Here is a 17,048-nt window from a genome sequence, read left to right as displayed (position 1 = left end):
TACATACACATTATATTTTGTTCCATAACTCTCTAACTTTTGTTCACGAGAGTCTGTTAAGTAAAGGATTATTGGCGGGTGGTGCAATAGGTGCAGAAGATGTGAAAACAAATGAAAAAGTACAAGTTGCTGTTGCAGGTAAAGAGGGAAATATAACGTATAAAGAAATTGATAAAGCAGAATCTCCATTGTTATTTGGAATGTATCCTTTATGTTAAGATCCGAATGGGAAGTTTGTTTTTTCTGATAATTAATATTTATACAAAATGTGTAATTAGTATACGGAAGTGGTTTTAAATTTCATTAATGTATTCCTTTTCATCTGAATGAATTATTTATTGCAACAGATTTCCCGTCCAAAATAAGATGTTCAAACAAAAGACAATATAAGTATCTTTATAATGATTTTTCAATATAATCAATGTGTTTATGAAAGGAACTCTGTGTTATTTTTGCTTTTTTACTAACTAATACAGCTTCAAACAAAGGACACAATTGCTACATACTAAGTGTGATTTATTACCTATTCAAAATTCTGTCTATTCAATCTTTCTAAAAATAAAAAAAGATTAAACTTATAAATATACAAGTTATAATGAGGGCGTCGAGACACAATTTATTACCTCTAGAGAAAATATCAAACCTTGTTTTGGATTAAAAATTCTAAAGAACTTGCCAGTAATTTTTTAAAATTGGACATACTGATATGATTACTATACGGTGGATAGCGGATTAGAAGGAAAGTTTATTCAACTCAATAAAGAAAGCGTTATCAAATGAAACTTGTTTTGAATCGATCATTCTAACAACTTAGATTCAACTACAGCTAAAAATAATAAATTATGGGGGTGCTTATATGAACATAAATGTAGCATCTATTAAAGAAAAAAAGATTGTTAAATACAAAAGTTGTTTTGATGTGATTGGGCCCATAATGATAGGCCCTTCAAGTTCACATACTGCAGGTGCTTTGGCTATTGGAACAGTTGCTAATAAATTATTTCAAGGTCTTCCCAAAAAAGTTGTGGTAAAGTATTATGAATCATTTGCTGAAACCCATAAAGGTCACGGAACTGATTTTGCAATTATTGCTGGTATATTAGGCTTTGCTGCTGATGACAGCAAAGTGCCAGATGCTATTAAAATAGCAGAGTCTAAGGGAATTGACATTACCTTTATTGAAAAATTGGGTAATAGTCCTGCTGGTCATCCAAATACGGCAGATGTATATGCAGAGGATGAAAGTCGAAGTATTAGAGTAATGGGGATTTCGGTCGGTGGTGGGTTGATTGAAGTCAAACATGTTGAAATTGATGGATTTAGCTTAAATCTGCAGGGGCCATTGCCAGTTGTTATTGCGATTTCAGAAAGAGCTGACTTTGAATTTGTTTTACGCAGGATCTTTAAACAATATGATGTGGAAATTAACAACTTTCATAGTTTGGAAGATAAAACAAAATATTTATATGCATTCGCTTTGGATTCGATATTGCCAGGTAATGCTCAGAAGGAATTAGGAGATTTAAGCAATATAGCTAATCTTATTATTCTTTAGTCACATTTAGGAGTGAAAAATATGTATATGGCCATAAAAGAAATTGTGGATGCAGCTAATAAAAGCCAAAAGCAAATTTATGAATTAGCAATCGAACAGGAAATCAAACAAACTAAAATTTCTTATGAAGAAGTATGGAGTAAAATGGAACGAAATTTAGCGACTATGCAACATGCAATAAATAAAAGTATCGAGGGCGACGGTGTATTTTCTCCAACAGGTTTGACCGGAGGGGATGCTGTAAAAATTAAAAACTATCGAGAAAATAGGAAAACTCTTTCTGGAGATTTGATGGTGTTAGGGATTCAAAGTGCTATCGGTGTTAATGAAGTAAATGCTGCATTAGGAGCTATTTGTGCAACTCCAACAGCAGGTGCGAGTGGGACGACTCCGGGAGTCCTATTTAGTATTAAAGATACGTTGCAGTTAAGTCATGAAGATATGATTCATTTTCTATTCACTTCAGCGTTATTTGGAACGATAGTCGCAAACAACGCTTGTATTTCAGGAGCGTACGGAGGATGTCAAGCTGAAGTAGGAAGTGCCTCAGCGATGGCGGCTGCAGCTGCGGTAGAAGCTGCGGGTGGAACGCCACAGCAATCTTCTGAAGCTTTTTCGATTGCATTACAAAATTTACTCGGTTTAGTTTGTGATCCGGTCGCTGGTTTGGTAGAAATTCCTTGTGTAAAGAGAAACGCCATTGGAACAGCAAATGCTTTAGCAGCAGCGGACATCGCATTAGCCGGCGTAAACAATCTCATCAATGCTGACGAAGTGATTGAAGCCATGTATAGAGTTGGAAGACAGATGCCTCGCGAATTAAGAGAGACAGGTTTAGGTGGTATTGCAGCTACACCTACAGGAATTGCCATTAAAAATAAAATCTTTGGGGAGAAACAATTAAATCAATAAGTTATCGATTGTATTGTGAAATTTTTAACAATCTTTACTCTATTGTTCGCCTAAGGATGTCTGTATATTGGGGGAGTTATCAATAAAATATACTACTATATAATTAAAATATTTTATAAGTGGTAATAAACCCTTCAGGTTGATGCTTCGCTAATTTTTTGATTTTTATTAACCTAGAAGGGGGATATTCGTTGTGGCGCACTATATAAGCTATTCATTTTTCAAGAACGGTCTATATTCCTATATCTTAAAAAAGAAAATTAAGAATAGGACACAAGGAGGAATTATTATATGGATGGGAATACTGCAAAAAACATAGAATTTCAAGCTGATAACACTGCAGTAAAAAATGAGAAATATCTAGACCCTAAAAAGTGGCATAAACAGGATACTACCTGGGCATTGAGCCTTTTTGGAACAGCAATTGGAGCAGGAGTACTCTTTTTACCGATTAATGCAGGTTCAGGTGGTTTATTATCATTGCTGTTAATTACCATACTTGCATATCCTGTTATGTATTATTCACATAGGGCGCTTGCTAAAATGATTTACGCTTCGAACTCTGCCGATGAGGGGATTACAGGTACAATAAGAGAGTATTTTGGAAATAAGGCAAGTATCATTTTTAATATTGTGTATTTTGTCTCCATTTATACGATCGTGCTGATGTACTCGGTCGCACTTACAAATACCGCTAGTAGCTTTATCGTGCATCAATTGCACATGTCGGAGCCTCCAAGGTCCATTTTATCGCTTGTCTTAGTACTCGGTCTTATCGCTATACTAAATTTTGGTCAAGATATAACTGTAAAGATCATGAGCATGCTAGTGTATCCTTTTATAGCTTCTCTCCTTTTTATCGCAATATCTTTGATTCCACAGTGGAATACGTCAATGCTTAGTTTTTCAAGTGTTTCTACTGCTTCAACAGGAACAGGATATTTAGGAACGATATGGATGATACTTCCAATCATAGTATTCTCGTTTAATCATTCGCCTATGATTTCGTCATTTGTTATGAAACAGAGAGCTACGTATGGAATAGATGCTACTGATGCTAAATGTGCTCAAATACAAAAAGTTTGTTATATTATGACATTCGTAGTTGTTATGTTCTTTGTTTGGAGCAGTACCTTAAGTTTGACTCCAAATGATCTTAAGGTGGCAAAAGAACAGAACTTGTCAATCCTATCATATCTTGCTAATGAGCTTAATTCGCCAGTAATCACTATTGCAGCTCCTATCATTGCATTTGTGGCTATTACAAAGTCTTTCCTTGGTCATTATATAGGAGCGTATGAGGTAATGCGTGACATGATTATCAAGTCCAGTAAAAAACGTGGGAAAGATATAGGAGAAAAAACAGTTAAGACAATGATTCTTACTTTTGTCGTATTAACATGCTGGTATGTTGCTTATACAAATCCAAGTATTCTTGGAATCATTGATGCCCTTAGCGGTCCGCTAGTTGCTGCTATCTTATGTATACTACCAATGTATGCAATCCATAAAGTATCAGTACTTGCTAAATACAAAGGGAAATCGAGCAATGTATTTGTCATTATTATAGGTATTCTTACTGTCCTAGCAAGTATTAAGTCATTATTCTAATCCACTATTGTTAGTATCGATGCAAAAATCGTGGGATATGGAAAAAAGAAAGATTCTTATCGGAACTGAATTCTATATTGTTAAACTAAAGAAATCATGGTTTTGGACAAACTCCTCACATTGGAGAGTTTGTCTTTTTTTATTATATGCATAACTTTTATCATTTTAACCAAGAAGACCCCTTCCTCAAGGAACGCGAAATAAGTAGGTGGGAGATGAATTGGCTAAAATGATAAACTGGTGACCCAGTATGTAGAAGTGAAAAAGGGGAAAACTATTGTATAATTATCGATAATTTAGGGGGCGCCAAATGAAGCATAATAAAGAAGTAACACTTGGGGATTACGTTCAATTTTCATATCGTAAAAATCCTAATTTGCAATTAATGGGATTTGTGGTGAATGTTTTACAAAATACAATTGTTGTAGATATTGCGGAAAGAATGGATATCGAGATAGATGATTTTAGGCAGGTTGTAAAGCATGGTTATTATAATAAAGTGGTTCATAAGCAAATAAAGAATAGTGTTTCATAAAAAAGTGCTCCTATATAAATTTAGGAGCACTTTTTATGGAGAGAATTTCCGCAAAGTTTTTTTGTCAGAGGTATAAAATTTTCATATGAAAATACGTTTTGAAGATATTTTCTTATTTGTTAATTAATAATTTTTTCAATCTTTATAGCTGTTATGAATTTAAAATATTATTCATAAAAATTTCACATAATTTTATTAAAAAGAAAAATACTAATACTTGTTTTAATACTTTACCTAGAGTTATTAAAACAAATTTACTAACTGCGAAACAAGGAGGCATCACTGTGGACATTCAACAGCTTTAGGTACAGCAGTGACAGCAGCAGGTTATGCTCTTAAACAAACTCGTGGAACTAATAAAATGATTGCAAATACAGTATTTGGTTTTGGTTTAGCACACGTCGTTTTAGGTGTAATCGATCTTGTTGAACATCGTCGTTAGAACGAAAGGCAAGCATTGATATATGCTTGCCTTTTTGGGAGTACATTTATTATTCATTTTTCAAATATGTTTGTATGACGTAATCATTATCAATGTAATTAAATAGTTACACTACAAGGAAATTAGAAAGTAAAACTGTGAGCATTGAATTTTATGAAATGAGATGGTGATGGAATGGAATTTTCTTCTGAAAGTAATACGTATCATGCTGGTGACATTGTTTATATTTTTTACCGAAATCCTCATACTCAAGACGTAGCTAACATACAAGCTGCAGCAGTTGTAAATAATCCTGAAAGACCTAATGAATTAGCACTATTTCTTTACGAAACGTATTATCCACTAACAAATGAGATGGCTATATATGCTACCGAAGATGAGGCAAACCAAGCTTACACTTACTATTATGGTGATATTTCAGAGGGGATGTTAGAATGAATAAGCCATTTATGCCTAAGCTCGTATATTTTGAACCGAAAGCACTAGATTATCCTTTGGGGAAAGAGCTGTTTGAGAAGTTTTCAAAGATGGATGTTGAAATTCGACATACTACTTCTCATAATCAAGTAAGAGATTTGCCAGGGGATAACGATTTTCAAAAGTATCGAGTAGCAAAATCAACGCTGGTTGTTGGTGTTAGAAAAACACTGAAATTCGATACTTCCAAGCCTTCAGCAGAGTATGCAATTCCTTTTGCAACGGGATGTATGGGACATTGTCATTATTGTTATTTACAAACAACGATGGGAAGTAAGCCTTATATACGAACGTATGTAAATGTTGAAGAAATTTTAGATGCTGCTGATAAATACATGAAAGAGCGTGCACCTGAAGTAACAAGATTTGAAGCGTCGTGTACTTCAGATATTGTAGGAATCGATTATTTAACGCATACCCTTAAACGGGCCATTGAGCATTTTGGAGAATCTGAATATGGGAAATTGAGATTTGTTACGAAATTCCACCATGTAGATCATTTACTTGATGCTAAACATAATGGAAAAACAAGATTTCGCTTTAGTGTAAACGCTGATTATGTGATTAAAAACTTTGAACCAGGAACTTCTCCCTTAGCTAAGCGAATTGAGGCAGCAGGAAAAGTAGCTAGAGCTGGATATCCTCTTGGTTTCATTGTAGCTCCTATTTACCTACATGAAGGCTGGAAGGAAGGATACTATCATATGTTTGAACGCCTAAATGCTGAATTACCTCTTGATGCACGGGATGATATTACATTTGAATTTATTCAACATCGTTTTACAAAGCCAGCTAAGAGAGTGATTGAAAAAAACTACCCGATGACAAAATTAGAATTAGATGAAGAGAAAAGAAGGTATAAATGGGGGAAATATGGAATCGGAAAATACATTTATCAAAAAGAAGAAGAAGAGGATATAAAAAATTATCTCTATTCCTATATGAAACAGTTCTTTCCTAATGCAAAACTAGAATATTTTACATAAAAGAAACGAACAAAATTCATTACATCATCAATCTAAAAAATTACTCACTCAAAAAAGTGATATTGGTCAACAATTCGCTAATAAATCATTTGAAAAATTTATATACGAAAGTCTTTTATGTAAAAATATGTTTCATTATGAGCTGAATCCCAACAGTTAAACAGAAAAATACAGTGGTTGCTCTGAGTTAATGGAGATAGAAGAAAGAGGATTTGTAGTAGGCGCGTCTTACGATATTGTTAAGGAAAAGAAATCAAATCCAATTATGAAAGGGACGTATCAGATGGTACTTCCCAGTAAGTTAGCGCAGCAAGGTGGAAAAGGGGCAGGGAATAATTATATTAATGTGAGTGCAAAAGCAGATAGTGTATTTGAACAAATACGAATTATTGCTAAAAAAATTAGTCGTGAATTATTTTTTCCGCATATACAAGTGATTATTTTTTCTGAAAAATTACTCTCGAATCCCAATATTTTACAGAATACGCTAGATGTACATATTCGTGATCATGAAATGAGAAGAAACATCCGTCTATTTGTTTCTCGAGGGTACTTTGGCGGAGTTGCATTTTAGCCATTATAAACAAGTTATGGATGAAAAACGCTTAACGAAGGATATTTCAAAAGAGATGGAGCAAAGGATTCAAAAATCAATAAAGCTTGTTCAAAAAAATATAAGGTGGATGTATTAGCATTAGGAGAAGTATATAAGCGGAATAATTATAAAGAATGGAAGAAAATAAGTAAGAATTGGGATCAAGGTGAAAATTATTTTAGTAATGCTGACATTAATGTTTATGTTCATCCAGTAATTGAACATTCAGGCTCAACTTTACCGAAGAGAGTGAAATAAGGTGATTTAAGTCGTTAGCGGATTAGAAATACGCTAAACGATATTAATGCTGGTTCTGCATTTTCAATCAGTGCAGACTTATGTACTTTAAACGTGATTAATAAATTATATTTGGCTTATTATGATCCTTTGGTTAGCACTAGTTAGAGTTATAGTAAAAATATTAAGTACAAACGACTTATTTTTAATAATAAGAGGAAATATGTTACTGAAAAGTAAGGAGACAAATTATTACTTTTCTAAAGAGTCATTAGGTCCGTACAATGATGCATTAAAGTGATTCATAAGGGATTCTGAATGCTAAGAGAGTGAGAATGAATTACAAAAGAAAGGTGCATAGGCGCCTTTCTTTTTTTGAAGGGATTTTTTGTTACGAGTTAGTACAAAATTGGGTTCAGGGGGTACTATAAAATTTTAGCTTGATGGCGATGGGGTAGCATCCACGTCTATCAACATCACTACACCTATATTTAATACTGCGTTACGTGCCTTTAATCAAGTGAAAAACAAGACCCATTTTGTAAAAACTGAAACCAACGTTTTCTAAACTGAATTTGAGCCATATCTGCATGAACATGGGCCTCCATTTTTAAAGCTTCTGGTATAGGTCTAGGATGTTGACTTTCTACAATAATTTGATCCTCTTTTAGTACTCTTAAACTAAATTTAGCTAAAATTTGGTCTAGTAAAGGGAAGTACTTTAAAAATGTCCTTCCGGTATATCCCATAATTAATGTCTCTTCTTCATCAATTGGTGTAAACGTAATATACGGAATAAATGACTCATTCTCCTGTTTGCCACTGTGAAGCATCCACTGATGTGGGAATTTGTATTCAAGGTAAGCATCACCATTTGAGAATATAAACTGATCCAGTGTTCCCTCCAGCTTATAATTGGTTGATTCGGCTTTTGTTTTTCTACCAATCGTTTTTTTATGTATATAAGCAAGATGAGCAGTATCCAGCACAGATTCGATTGATCGAGTAAGGTGTGCATTCCAAGTGGCGTGGAAGAAAGAGAGTTTAAAGGGAGTGTTCTCCATTACATGAAAAGTTTGCCATTCAGGTGGAGTTTCCTCACTATCAGGGTATATCCAAATCAACCCAATTTTTTCTCTTACAGGGTATGAGAAGGTATGAGCAAATTTCGGGATAGGTTTATTGGGTTGGGATGGAATTCTTACACAAGTACCACAACTATCGAATTCCCAACCATGGTAGGGACAGACTAGTTTACCATTTACTACTTGTCCCAGTGATAAGTCAGCGCCACGATGAGGGCAGTAAGGTGATAGAGCCTGAACTTCGCCTTTTTCATCCCGATATAATACAAAATCTTTGCCAGCAACTCTTTTTTTACTGGGATCTTTTTTATATCTTTTACATAACTCACAGCATACCAATTACGTGGGAATACTCTATTTATATTTAGAGTCATTTATTTTCTCCTTCTTTTTTATTCACCTAGTAGATATTAGTGGTGTCTACTGTATACTGTCTATTCTATGCTATAAAATATTTTAAATGTTCGTTTAAAATTAATAAATCTACAGTTTAATCAAATCATTATGAAAGCCTGCATAATCTCTCTAAATGTAACAAAAATGACTAAAGTACAATAGATTTTAAAAAGGAGAAAGTTTTATTTTATCGAAAATTGAGATATTAAGCAATATTCCTATTGCTATTAAATTCACCATTAAAGAACTTCCACCAAAACTTACAAATGGAAATGGAGTACCTGTAAGAGGAAATAGTCCCGTAATACCACCTAAATTTACAACTGATTGCATACCAATCATACATCCTATACCAATTGCTATAAAACTGCCGAATGGATCTACACATAATTGTGCAATTTTTAAGGAGCGAAGTACTATAGTCAAAACTCCAACCAATAGAATAAATACACCAATAAATCCTAGTTCTTCAGAAACTATTGCCATTATAAAATCAGTGTGTGGTTCTGGAAGATAACCTGTTTTTTGTATGCTATTTCCAAATCCACGACCAGTGATTCCTCCAGAGCCCATGGCAATAAAAGAGTTTACAAGCTGGTATCCATTTCCTTGCGCATCAAGAAAGGGATTGAAAATCGTAGTAATACGTGTCTTTTGAACTTCTGATAAACTATATTGAATCAAATAATATAAAATAGGTAACCATAAAATAGAACCGATGGTAGTTCTTTTGATTAGTAGATTTATATTTATTCCTGAACAAAGAAATATGCTAAAACCTATACCTAATATTAAAAGTGCAGATCCTAAATTTGGTTGTTTAAAGATAAGAAAAAAAATTGTAGCTAAAAAAAATAAAAGTTTTCCGATACCACTCCAGTTATTTTTAGCTTGTTCTTGTCGCAATGCAAAAAAACGGGCTGTTACAAGGATTGTTCCTAATTTAAGAAATTCAGCTGGCTGTATTCCAAAGATCCATGATTGAGCATTATTTACCACTTTTCCTTTCCATAAAACCATAATTAATAAAAAAATCCCCCCAACCATAATACAGATTGAGACTATTCGTTTTTTCCATATTTCATATGGGAGTAAAGCACAAATTATTAATCCTATTGTTCCTAAAAGTAGCTTTGTTAATTGAGAATCAACAAAATGTCTACTGTTATAACCGTAATGTTGGACAGCGACAATGGAGCTTGCACTATACATCATGATAATACCTAAAGTACATGTTATGAATAGAGGAAGGAGCAATAGATAATCGAGTTTTAATATTTTTTTCATTTTAATATCCTCCTGATTTAAAACAAAACATAATATTACATTTGCTAATGAATAGAATCTTGTTCTCGTCAATTACTAAATATGACTTTTGTTTAGGAAGATTCTATCGCTTATTCCCTGTTTTTTACGCAAAAATCCCCCTAGTATGTAACTAGAGGGATTCAAAATGGCATGAGTAAATAAGGCTTTTTTCCCTCTAGTAGAGCTTTGGCACTATACAACGTAAAGTAATGAAAATTCATTACTTAGCTATCTTAAGAAGAGCCTTAATCCGACAATTCCTGTTCTACCCATTGGCGTCTTTCGACATTTTTGGGCAATAGCCTGTGTTTGCATAGGAGCCTCACCTAACAGGTTAAGCAATATAAATTTTATGTGTTTGTTTCGTGTAGCAAGCATAAATATATTTTTTTTGCTTGTCAAGCAACCATATTGCTAATTTTATTTGTTTTATTGCTTTATAGTTCTTTGAGAAATGATATGAAAAAATGTCTGTAATCATTCTGTATAAGTACATATTTTTGACTTGTAGTGTATCGTTTGATTAAGTAGTTTAACCATATAAATTTGATAAACAGTAAAGAAGATTTTAATCATAAAAGAAGATTTTTTTGTGAATGTTCTTTTGATATACAGAATGACTAATTATTCATCTTTTGTTATAAAGTTGGAATTTGATTAAAAACAATAAGTTTCATATGTTTTATTACGTTTCTTCGAATTAAATCTATTTGAATTCTATGTTTTTTAAGGGGAATTTTAAATTTATAATAAAATATAATTTCATTTTCTATAAAAGATTTTTTTATGAATGGAATTGAAAGTCAGTTGACAAATATTAAATTCTGGTTTAAATTTTGAAGTAATTCAATAAACTTTGTTAGGTGAGGCTCCTGTATAGAGAAACGCTGCTGCCCAAAAATGTCGAGAGACGCCAATGGGTCAACAGGAACGGTCGGATTAAGGCCCTTCTTAATGTAGCTGGTTATAAAAACCTATGCTATACAGTGCTAAAACTCAACGAGGGAGTGGTATACGATTTGGTAGAAAGGCACCTCTGTGATTTCGGCAGAGCTGTCTTAATAATCATTTATTTGTATTGTGATAAAACCTTTACTCCTTTTTGAGTAAAGGTTTTTCTGTTTAATGTTATTTATTTTTATCTTGTTTATATTCAAAAAGGAGGTAATTCTAAATAATGAATTGATTGCAATGTAACTATTATTGCTCTAATAAAAAATTTTAGACAGATAAAATAAAACAAAACCACTCATGAAACTCTAGAGTCTCCCTTAGCAATATGAGGAGGAGTTAACATGAAGAAATTATTAAAAGAATTACTTGTAACCAAAAATAATTTGGATGCAGAGAAAGTTTTACGTCTTCCGTCGTATGATGTTGCGCAAGAAGTAAAAAGATTTTCAATTGAAGATCAAATCATATTGCTAAATACGATTCCCGTATTAAAAAGCTCTAAAATTCTTCAATATATGAGTGCAGAAGAAAAATATAATATCTTAATTCACTTATCTGAAAACAAAGCTAAAAAGTTACTAAATTTACAACCGATTGATGAATTAGTAGATTTACTTCTAGCGGTTCATCCTGAAAAACAAGCTAAATTAATGGCGTATCTAGACAAAATTACAAAACATAACGTAAAAAAATTGATGAATTTCAAACCTGAAACGGCAGGAAGTCTTGTCACAAGTGATTTTGTTGCAGTTAGAGGAAATTGGTCAGTAAAAATGACATTGAAGTACATTAGGGAACATTCTGAAAATGTAGAATCAATATCTTATAGTTATGTTCTTGATAGTCATGGTTATCTTGAGGGAATCGTTTCCATACATGAGTTATTACTAGCAGCAGATGAAGAGATATTATCTACTATCATGATGCCAGAGGTAATTTCAGTACATGCTGAAGTTGACCAGCAAGAAGTTGTAAAAAAGCTACTAAATTATAATTTAGCAGCCATACCTGTGATAACAGTAAATAATAAAATGATTGGTATTATAACATTTGATGACGTAATGAATGTTATGGAAGCAGAAGCTACAGAAGATATTCAAAAGTTAGGCGGAAGTGAACCGTTGAATCAATCTTACTTTGAAGCTAGCGTTTGGAGTATTTTCTTCAAACGTCTACCATGGTTATTACTTCTTTTTGTTGCTGAGGCATATACAGGTACAGTATTAAAGTATTTTGAAGACGAAATTGAAACTGTAGTTGCCCTTGCTTTCTTTGTTCCATTATTAGTAGGTACTGGAGGGAATACAGGAACACAGGTTGTAGCAACAATTACTCGTGCAATTGGTATTGGAGAGGTGAAATTTAAAGACATTTTCCGTGTAATGAAAAAGGAATTTGCAATAGGTATGCTTCTTGGACTTGCACTTGGGATAGCTGGGCTCACTCGTGCTTATATGTTAGGAGTTGGAACAGAAGTTGCACAAGTTGTAGCAATTACTTTATTATTTATTGTTATTTGGGCCTCTCTTGTAGCAGCTGTTTTACCTTTGATTCTAAGAAAATTAAAACTAGATCCTGCAGTTGTTTCAGGTCCATTTATTACAACATTTGTTGACGGAACAGGATTAGTAATTTATTTCATGGTTGCAAAAATGTTATTAAATTTATAAATATACACTGAAAAAATGAAATTCGGAATAAGTATTTTGCCCTAATTGCTAAAATATAGCGGGGAATTCAGGCATGATGAAATCAAACACCTTTGTCTTTATTAAAAAATATTTTAAAAGATTCATTGAATGTAATTAATACCGGAGGATAAAACTATGAAACATCTAAGAAAAATCTTCAAACGAATTTTGCTTCTATTGTCTATTTTCATGCTTATTGGCATAGGAATATTATTTGGTACTAGCTATGGCCGGGAGCTTCGCATAACAATGGCTGGGAGTATACTAACTTCTCAGCATCCACAATATGCGAAGTATACATTCCTATCCCAAAAGGAACTAGATAAATTGCAAGATAGAATTAATCATCCAAAATGGTCAAATAGTGATGAGCATATTTATAAAAAAATAGCAGGAAAAAGATTAGAAGAATTTAAAAATCAGCCATTAGAAATTGATGTAGAAACGATTAAAAGTAACAAAGATAGTCGCTTTCTTTTTGAAGGAAAATTAGTTACTATTAGCAATCCCTTCAATGTTAAACTTGTTAGCCATCAAGGAACACAGGGCGCTAACAGGGGAGAAAAAATTAGCGTAATGGCAAAACGTAATCATGCACTTGTTGCTGTGAATGCAAGTGGATTTGCTGACGAAACAGGAAGGGGTGGAGGAAATGTTGCTACTGGAATTGTGATAGAAAATGGGAAAGCTATTGATACAAATATGGATAGAAATGCCCCTACAATTATTACGGGATTAACAAAGTTTGGTCAAATGATAACAGGAAATTATTCTACCCAACAACTGTTGGATAAACAAGTCGTTTCCGCAGCTGGATTTATGCCACAGTTAATTGTAAATGGAGAAAAAATGATTACAGAAGGAGACGGCGGTTGGGGGTCGGCTCCAAGAAGTATTATGGCCCAAAAAGAAGATGGTACAATTATGTTTCTAGTTATTGACGGTAGACAGACGCATAGTATAGGGGCTACGTTAAAAGAGTGTCAAGATATTCTATATGAAAAAGGCGCTATAAATGCAATGGCAATGGATGGAGGTTCTTCTGCTACGCTATATTTAGGAGGAAAGGTTATAAATTCACCGTCTACATTATCCCATGAAGATCGTTATTTACCGAACGCTTGGGTGGTAACAGCAAACCAAAAACAAAAAATAAAGATGACAATTGATGGGAGAAAAATAGATACCAAAACATCAGATGAATTTGATGCGAACATTTCAACGAATTTATGAATTATTAAAAATAGAACAAATACATGATTTTTATCTCGTTAGTTGGAAAATTAAAATTATTTTTTAAAATTAGAAATTATTATTTCATATTCATGATTTGCACAATATCAAACGAGAGTGATGAGGATTCCAAATTTACGGAATTCTTATCACTCTTTTTTAGTTTTTTGTAAATATGGAACAATATCCTTACTTTCACTGTCTATTAAGCGTTAAAACATTTTTTATTAAATAAATTAAGAAAGGAATCATCATTTTTAACTAAGGGAGAAGATTGAATTGAAAAAATTATGGATGCTGTTTTTCATTTGTTTCGCAGTTATGTTGGTAGGATGTAATAAAAACGAACCGCCAAAACAAGCATTTGAAGAATATATTAATTTATGGAATGATAAAAAGTTTGCAAATATGTATGATCATTTATCAGATCATGCCAAAAAATCGATTTCTAAAAAAGAATTTACAGAAAAATATCAAAAAATATATGAGGGGATTGGAGCTAAGAATTTAAAAGTTAAAATGAAAGGAGAGAATACGAAAGATAAAGAGCTTTTTCTTTTTGAAGTTAAGATGGATACGGATGTAGGACCAGTTTCATTCATCCATGAAGCAAAACTTGTGAAAGATAAAGAGTCTTGGAAAACAGATTGGACACCAGACTTCATCTTCCCAGGTATGAAAAAAGATTACAAAGTACGTATGCAAATAGAGCAAGGAAAACGCGGAGAAATATATGATCGCAATGGAAAAGGGCTTGCAACGAATGGTAAAGCAACTGAGGTTGGAATTATTCCAGAGAAACTAGGCGAAACAGCAGTGCAAACGAAAGAAATAGTGGCACAATTACTTGATATGTCTATAGAAGAGGTCGAACAAAAGCTCACAGCAAAATGGATAAAACCAGACTCCTTTGTACCAATTGGTATTTTAAAAGAGGGAACCAGACAGAATGATTATATTGAATTAGAAGGAGTTTCATCTCGCCCAGTAAATATTCGTACGTATCCATTAGGTGAAGCAGCGGCACACTTAACTGGATACATAGGAAAGGTGAATGCGGAGGAGTTAAAATCACTTCAAAAACAAGGTTATCAAGCAGATGATTTAGTAGGTAAGACCGGTTTAGAGAAAGTGTTAGAAAATAAATTGCGTGGTGAAAAGGGTGGACGCGTATTTATAGAAGATGAGAATGGGAAAGAGATTAAAAACGTAGCAAAAACAGAAGCAAAAGAAGGAGAAAATGTTACGTTAACAATTGATGCTGCAATTCAAGAAAAAATCTTTAATGAGATGAAAACTGAAGCAGGGTCTAGTGCAGCGGTCAATCCTAAAACAGGTGAAACAATCGCACTTGTAAGTAGCCCTGCTTATAATCCAAATATAATAGTTAGAGGAGCATCGAAAGCCCAACGAGAAGCATGGAGTAACGACTCGAAACTACCAATGACGAATCGCTTTACACAAGCATTTGTACCAGGTTCCGTATTTAAAACGATCACAGGTGCAATTGGTTTGGAAACAAACACAATAAATCCGAAGGAAGAATTTAAAATTCAAGGATTGAAGTGGACAAAAGATTCGTCTTGGGGAAATTACTATGTAACGCGTGTAAAGGATGCAAGTCCAATTGATTTTGATAAGGCAATGAAGTACTCTGATAATATTTATTTTGCTCAACAAGCTTTGAAAATGGGAAAAGATCAGTATGTAAAGGAATTTAAAAAGTACGGATTTCATGAAAAATTACCAATCGAATACGAATTTCCTATTTCAATCATTGCAAAAGATGGGATAAAAAACGATATTCAACTAGCAGACACGGGCTATGGACAAGGACAAGTATTAATGACGCCACTTCATTTAGCATTAACATATACACCGATTGTGAATGAAGGGAATATTCCGTCGCCACATCTTTTAAAAGAAGCAAAAGTAGCAGGGAATTGGAAAGAAAATGTGGTTTCTAAAAAGAATCAAGAGATATTAAAGAGTGCATTAATCAAAGTCATTAATGACCCTGATGGTGCAGGGAGAATTGCAAAGGTTGATGGTGTAACGCTTGCTGGTAAAACTGGTACAGCAGAACTGAAAGAGTCGAAAGAAGCAGACGGAAAAGAACTGGGATGGTTCGCAGCTTTCGATGCAAATGCGCCAGACATGATTGTTACAATGATGATTGAAGATGTAAAAGGAAGAGGAGGAAGTAACGTTCCAGGTGAAAAAGTAAAACATGTATTTCAGAAATAATACTTAATTATATGGTGAATTTTTTGACTAAATTTATTACATGTTTGCTTAACTCAAAGATATAAATTGGGGAAAATATAGAACAATTAAATTTCAAAAAAGCATTCTCGATTAGAAAGAATGCTTTTTTGCTGTGATTCTAGAAAAGTTGACATTGTTAATGGCAAATAGAAGGAGATAGCAAATTGAAATGGACAAGTGGAGTGTTACGTTAAATTCAAAAAACAGATTTTCATGAGTAGAATTTTATCATTGTATGCTTTACTTGTTTTTTAGTAGTATTATTCTGCTTGAAAAAAGATAAACAATGGAACAAATGAAACTTGTATCTTGTCTATATATTGAAACCATAATAAAAGTGAGGGCAGTTTTTATGTTTATTCAAATAAGTTTGAGGTGTGGAAATGGAACAGACGTTTATTGAAAAGTGTAATCATGATGAGCTGGACTATGTTATAAAAGACTATTGGCAAGATGTATGGAATTATTCATTTATTATTACGAAAGATCCACACTTATCAGATGATATCACGCAAGATGTATTTATAAAGGTGTTTAAAAATTGGAATTCATTTCGAAAGGAGTCATCTATTAAAACGTGGATATTAAAAATCACAAGAAATACGGCAATAAACTATTTGAAATCCTCTTATTTTAAAAGGATATCTTTAATAGGATTTTTTAGTGACGATAAGCAATCCCTGTCAGCAGAACAAGAATTTTTTAAGCAAGAAGAAATGAATGATGTGTGGAAGGTTGTATTAGAACTACCTAAAAAGCACCG

Annotated in this window: 12 protein-coding genes, 3 pseudogenes and 2 riboswitches; of the genes and pseudogenes, 13 read left to right on the top strand and 2 right to left on the bottom strand. The window is 33.2% G+C overall.

Going from position 1 to position 17,048, the window contains the following annotated elements; all coding sequences use genetic code 11:
- Nucleotides 1-856: 856 nt before the first annotated feature.
- The 9 genes and pseudogenes from sdaAB to AC1Q8L_RS00035 all read left to right on the top strand — a co-directional run.
- Complete coding sequence (sdaAB, locus tag AC1Q8L_RS00075; RefSeq protein ID WP_001024890.1) at nt 857-1,555, top strand: L-serine ammonia-lyase, iron-sulfur-dependent subunit beta; 699 nt, start codon at nt 857-859, stop codon at nt 1,553-1,555.
- A 21-nt stretch (nt 1,556-1,576) separates the two neighbouring features.
- Nucleotides 1,577-2,467 (top strand): L-serine ammonia-lyase, iron-sulfur-dependent, subunit alpha, encoded by an 891-nt coding sequence (gene sdaAA, locus AC1Q8L_RS00070; protein ID WP_000281775.1) that lies wholly within the window; start codon nt 1,577-1,579, stop codon nt 2,465-2,467.
- A gap of 291 nt (nt 2,468-2,758) precedes the next feature.
- Nucleotides 2,759-4,078 carry an aromatic amino acid transport family protein gene (locus AC1Q8L_RS00065; RefSeq protein ID WP_000348957.1) on the top strand — a complete coding sequence of 440 codons (1,320 nt, stop codon included), beginning with the start codon at nt 2,759-2,761 and terminating at the stop codon, nt 4,076-4,078.
- Nucleotides 4,079-4,388: 310 nt separating this feature from the next.
- Nucleotides 4,389-4,613 (top strand): DUF2187 domain-containing protein, encoded by a 225-nt coding sequence (locus tag AC1Q8L_RS00060; protein WP_000682216.1) that lies wholly within the window; start codon nt 4,389-4,391, stop codon nt 4,611-4,613.
- Between the two features lie 313 nt (nt 4,614-4,926).
- A complete protein-coding gene (locus tag AC1Q8L_RS00055; RefSeq protein ID WP_098311987.1) occupies nt 4,927-5,055 on the top strand; it encodes an asparagine synthase in 129 nt (42 codons plus the stop codon).
- 174 nt (nt 5,056-5,229) lie between these two features.
- Entirely contained in the window at nt 5,230-5,493 is a 264-nt protein-coding gene (locus AC1Q8L_RS00050; RefSeq protein ID WP_000396091.1) for a transcriptional regulator SplA, read from the top strand.
- Nucleotides 5,490-6,518, top strand: a complete 1,029-nt coding sequence (splB, locus tag AC1Q8L_RS00045) for a spore photoproduct lyase (protein WP_001039638.1) — start codon at nt 5,490-5,492, stop codon at nt 6,516-6,518. Before AC1Q8L_RS00050 ends, splB begins: the two co-directional genes overlap by 4 nt.
- A gap of 172 nt (nt 6,519-6,690) precedes the next feature.
- Nucleotides 6,691-7,371 (top strand): annotated as a pseudogene (locus AC1Q8L_RS00040) (Ger(x)C family spore germination protein); the annotation flags it as partial.
- 181 nt (nt 7,372-7,552) lie between these two features.
- A pseudogene (locus tag AC1Q8L_RS00035) lies at nt 7,553-7,651 on the top strand (HXXEE domain-containing protein); the annotation flags it as partial.
- 211 nt (nt 7,652-7,862) lie between these two features.
- Here the strand turns inward: AC1Q8L_RS00035 and AC1Q8L_RS00030 are convergent.
- A pseudogene (locus tag AC1Q8L_RS00030) lies at nt 7,863-8,809 on the bottom strand (Rieske 2Fe-2S domain-containing protein).
- Between the two features lie 187 nt (nt 8,810-8,996).
- Entirely contained in the window at nt 8,997-10,118 is a 1,122-nt protein-coding gene (locus AC1Q8L_RS00025; RefSeq protein ID WP_025118219.1) for an FtsW/RodA/SpoVE family cell cycle protein, read from the bottom strand.
- A gap of 185 nt (nt 10,119-10,303) precedes the next feature.
- A riboswitch (M-box (ykoK) riboswitch) is annotated at nt 10,304-10,480 on the bottom strand.
- Nucleotides 10,481-10,987: 507 nt separating this feature from the next.
- A riboswitch (M-box (ykoK) riboswitch) is annotated at nt 10,988-11,153 on the top strand.
- A gap of 281 nt (nt 11,154-11,434) precedes the next feature.
- Between AC1Q8L_RS00025 and mgtE the strand changes: the two genes are divergently transcribed.
- The 4 genes from mgtE to AC1Q8L_RS00005 all read left to right on the top strand — a co-directional run.
- Entirely contained in the window at nt 11,435-12,763 is a 1,329-nt protein-coding gene (gene mgtE / locus AC1Q8L_RS00020) for a magnesium transporter (protein WP_000734827.1), read from the top strand.
- Between the two features lie 156 nt (nt 12,764-12,919).
- The gene (locus AC1Q8L_RS00015; protein ID WP_000681834.1) at nt 12,920-14,017 is read left to right on the top strand and encodes a phosphodiester glycosidase family protein; all 1,098 of its coding nucleotides are present in this window, start codon (nt 12,920-12,922) and stop codon (nt 14,015-14,017) included.
- Nucleotides 14,018-14,296: 279 nt separating this feature from the next.
- The gene (locus AC1Q8L_RS00010) at nt 14,297-16,264 is read left to right on the top strand and encodes a penicillin-binding transpeptidase domain-containing protein (RefSeq protein WP_025118220.1); all 1,968 of its coding nucleotides are present in this window, start codon (nt 14,297-14,299) and stop codon (nt 16,262-16,264) included.
- A 404-nt stretch (nt 16,265-16,668) separates the two neighbouring features.
- The coding region (locus AC1Q8L_RS00005; RefSeq protein WP_208730376.1) for an RNA polymerase sigma factor at nt 16,669-17,048 on the top strand (380 nt) is incomplete at its 3' end.

The sequence above is a fragment of the Bacillus sp. GW823-FHT06A11 genome, assembly GCF_058795355.1.
This window is presented reverse-complemented; position numbering and strand designations above follow the sequence as displayed.

Bases quoted from the DNA above. Each gene is read 5' to 3' on its own strand.
- sdaAB (WP_001024890.1), top strand. From the start codon at position 857: ATGAACATAAATGTAGCATCTATTAAAGAAAAAAAGATTGTTAAATAC.
- sdaAA (WP_000281775.1), top strand. From the start codon at position 1,577: ATGTATATGGCCATAAAAGAAATTGTGGATGCAGCTAATAAAAGCCAA.
- AC1Q8L_RS00065 (WP_000348957.1), top strand. From the start codon at position 2,759: ATGGATGGGAATACTGCAAAAAACATAGAATTTCAAGCTGATAACACT.
- AC1Q8L_RS00060 (WP_000682216.1), top strand. From the start codon at position 4,389: ATGAAGCATAATAAAGAAGTAACACTTGGGGATTACGTTCAATTTTCA.
- AC1Q8L_RS00050 (WP_000396091.1), top strand. From the start codon at position 5,230: ATGGAATTTTCTTCTGAAAGTAATACGTATCATGCTGGTGACATTGTT.
- splB (WP_001039638.1), top strand. From the start codon at position 5,490: ATGAATAAGCCATTTATGCCTAAGCTCGTATATTTTGAACCGAAAGCA.
- AC1Q8L_RS00025 (WP_025118219.1), bottom strand. From the start codon at position 10,118: ATGAAAAAAATATTAAAACTCGATTATCTATTGCTCCTTCCTCTATTC.
- mgtE (WP_000734827.1), top strand. From the start codon at position 11,435: ATGAAGAAATTATTAAAAGAATTACTTGTAACCAAAAATAATTTGGAT.
- AC1Q8L_RS00015 (WP_000681834.1), top strand. From the start codon at position 12,920: ATGAAACATCTAAGAAAAATCTTCAAACGAATTTTGCTTCTATTGTCT.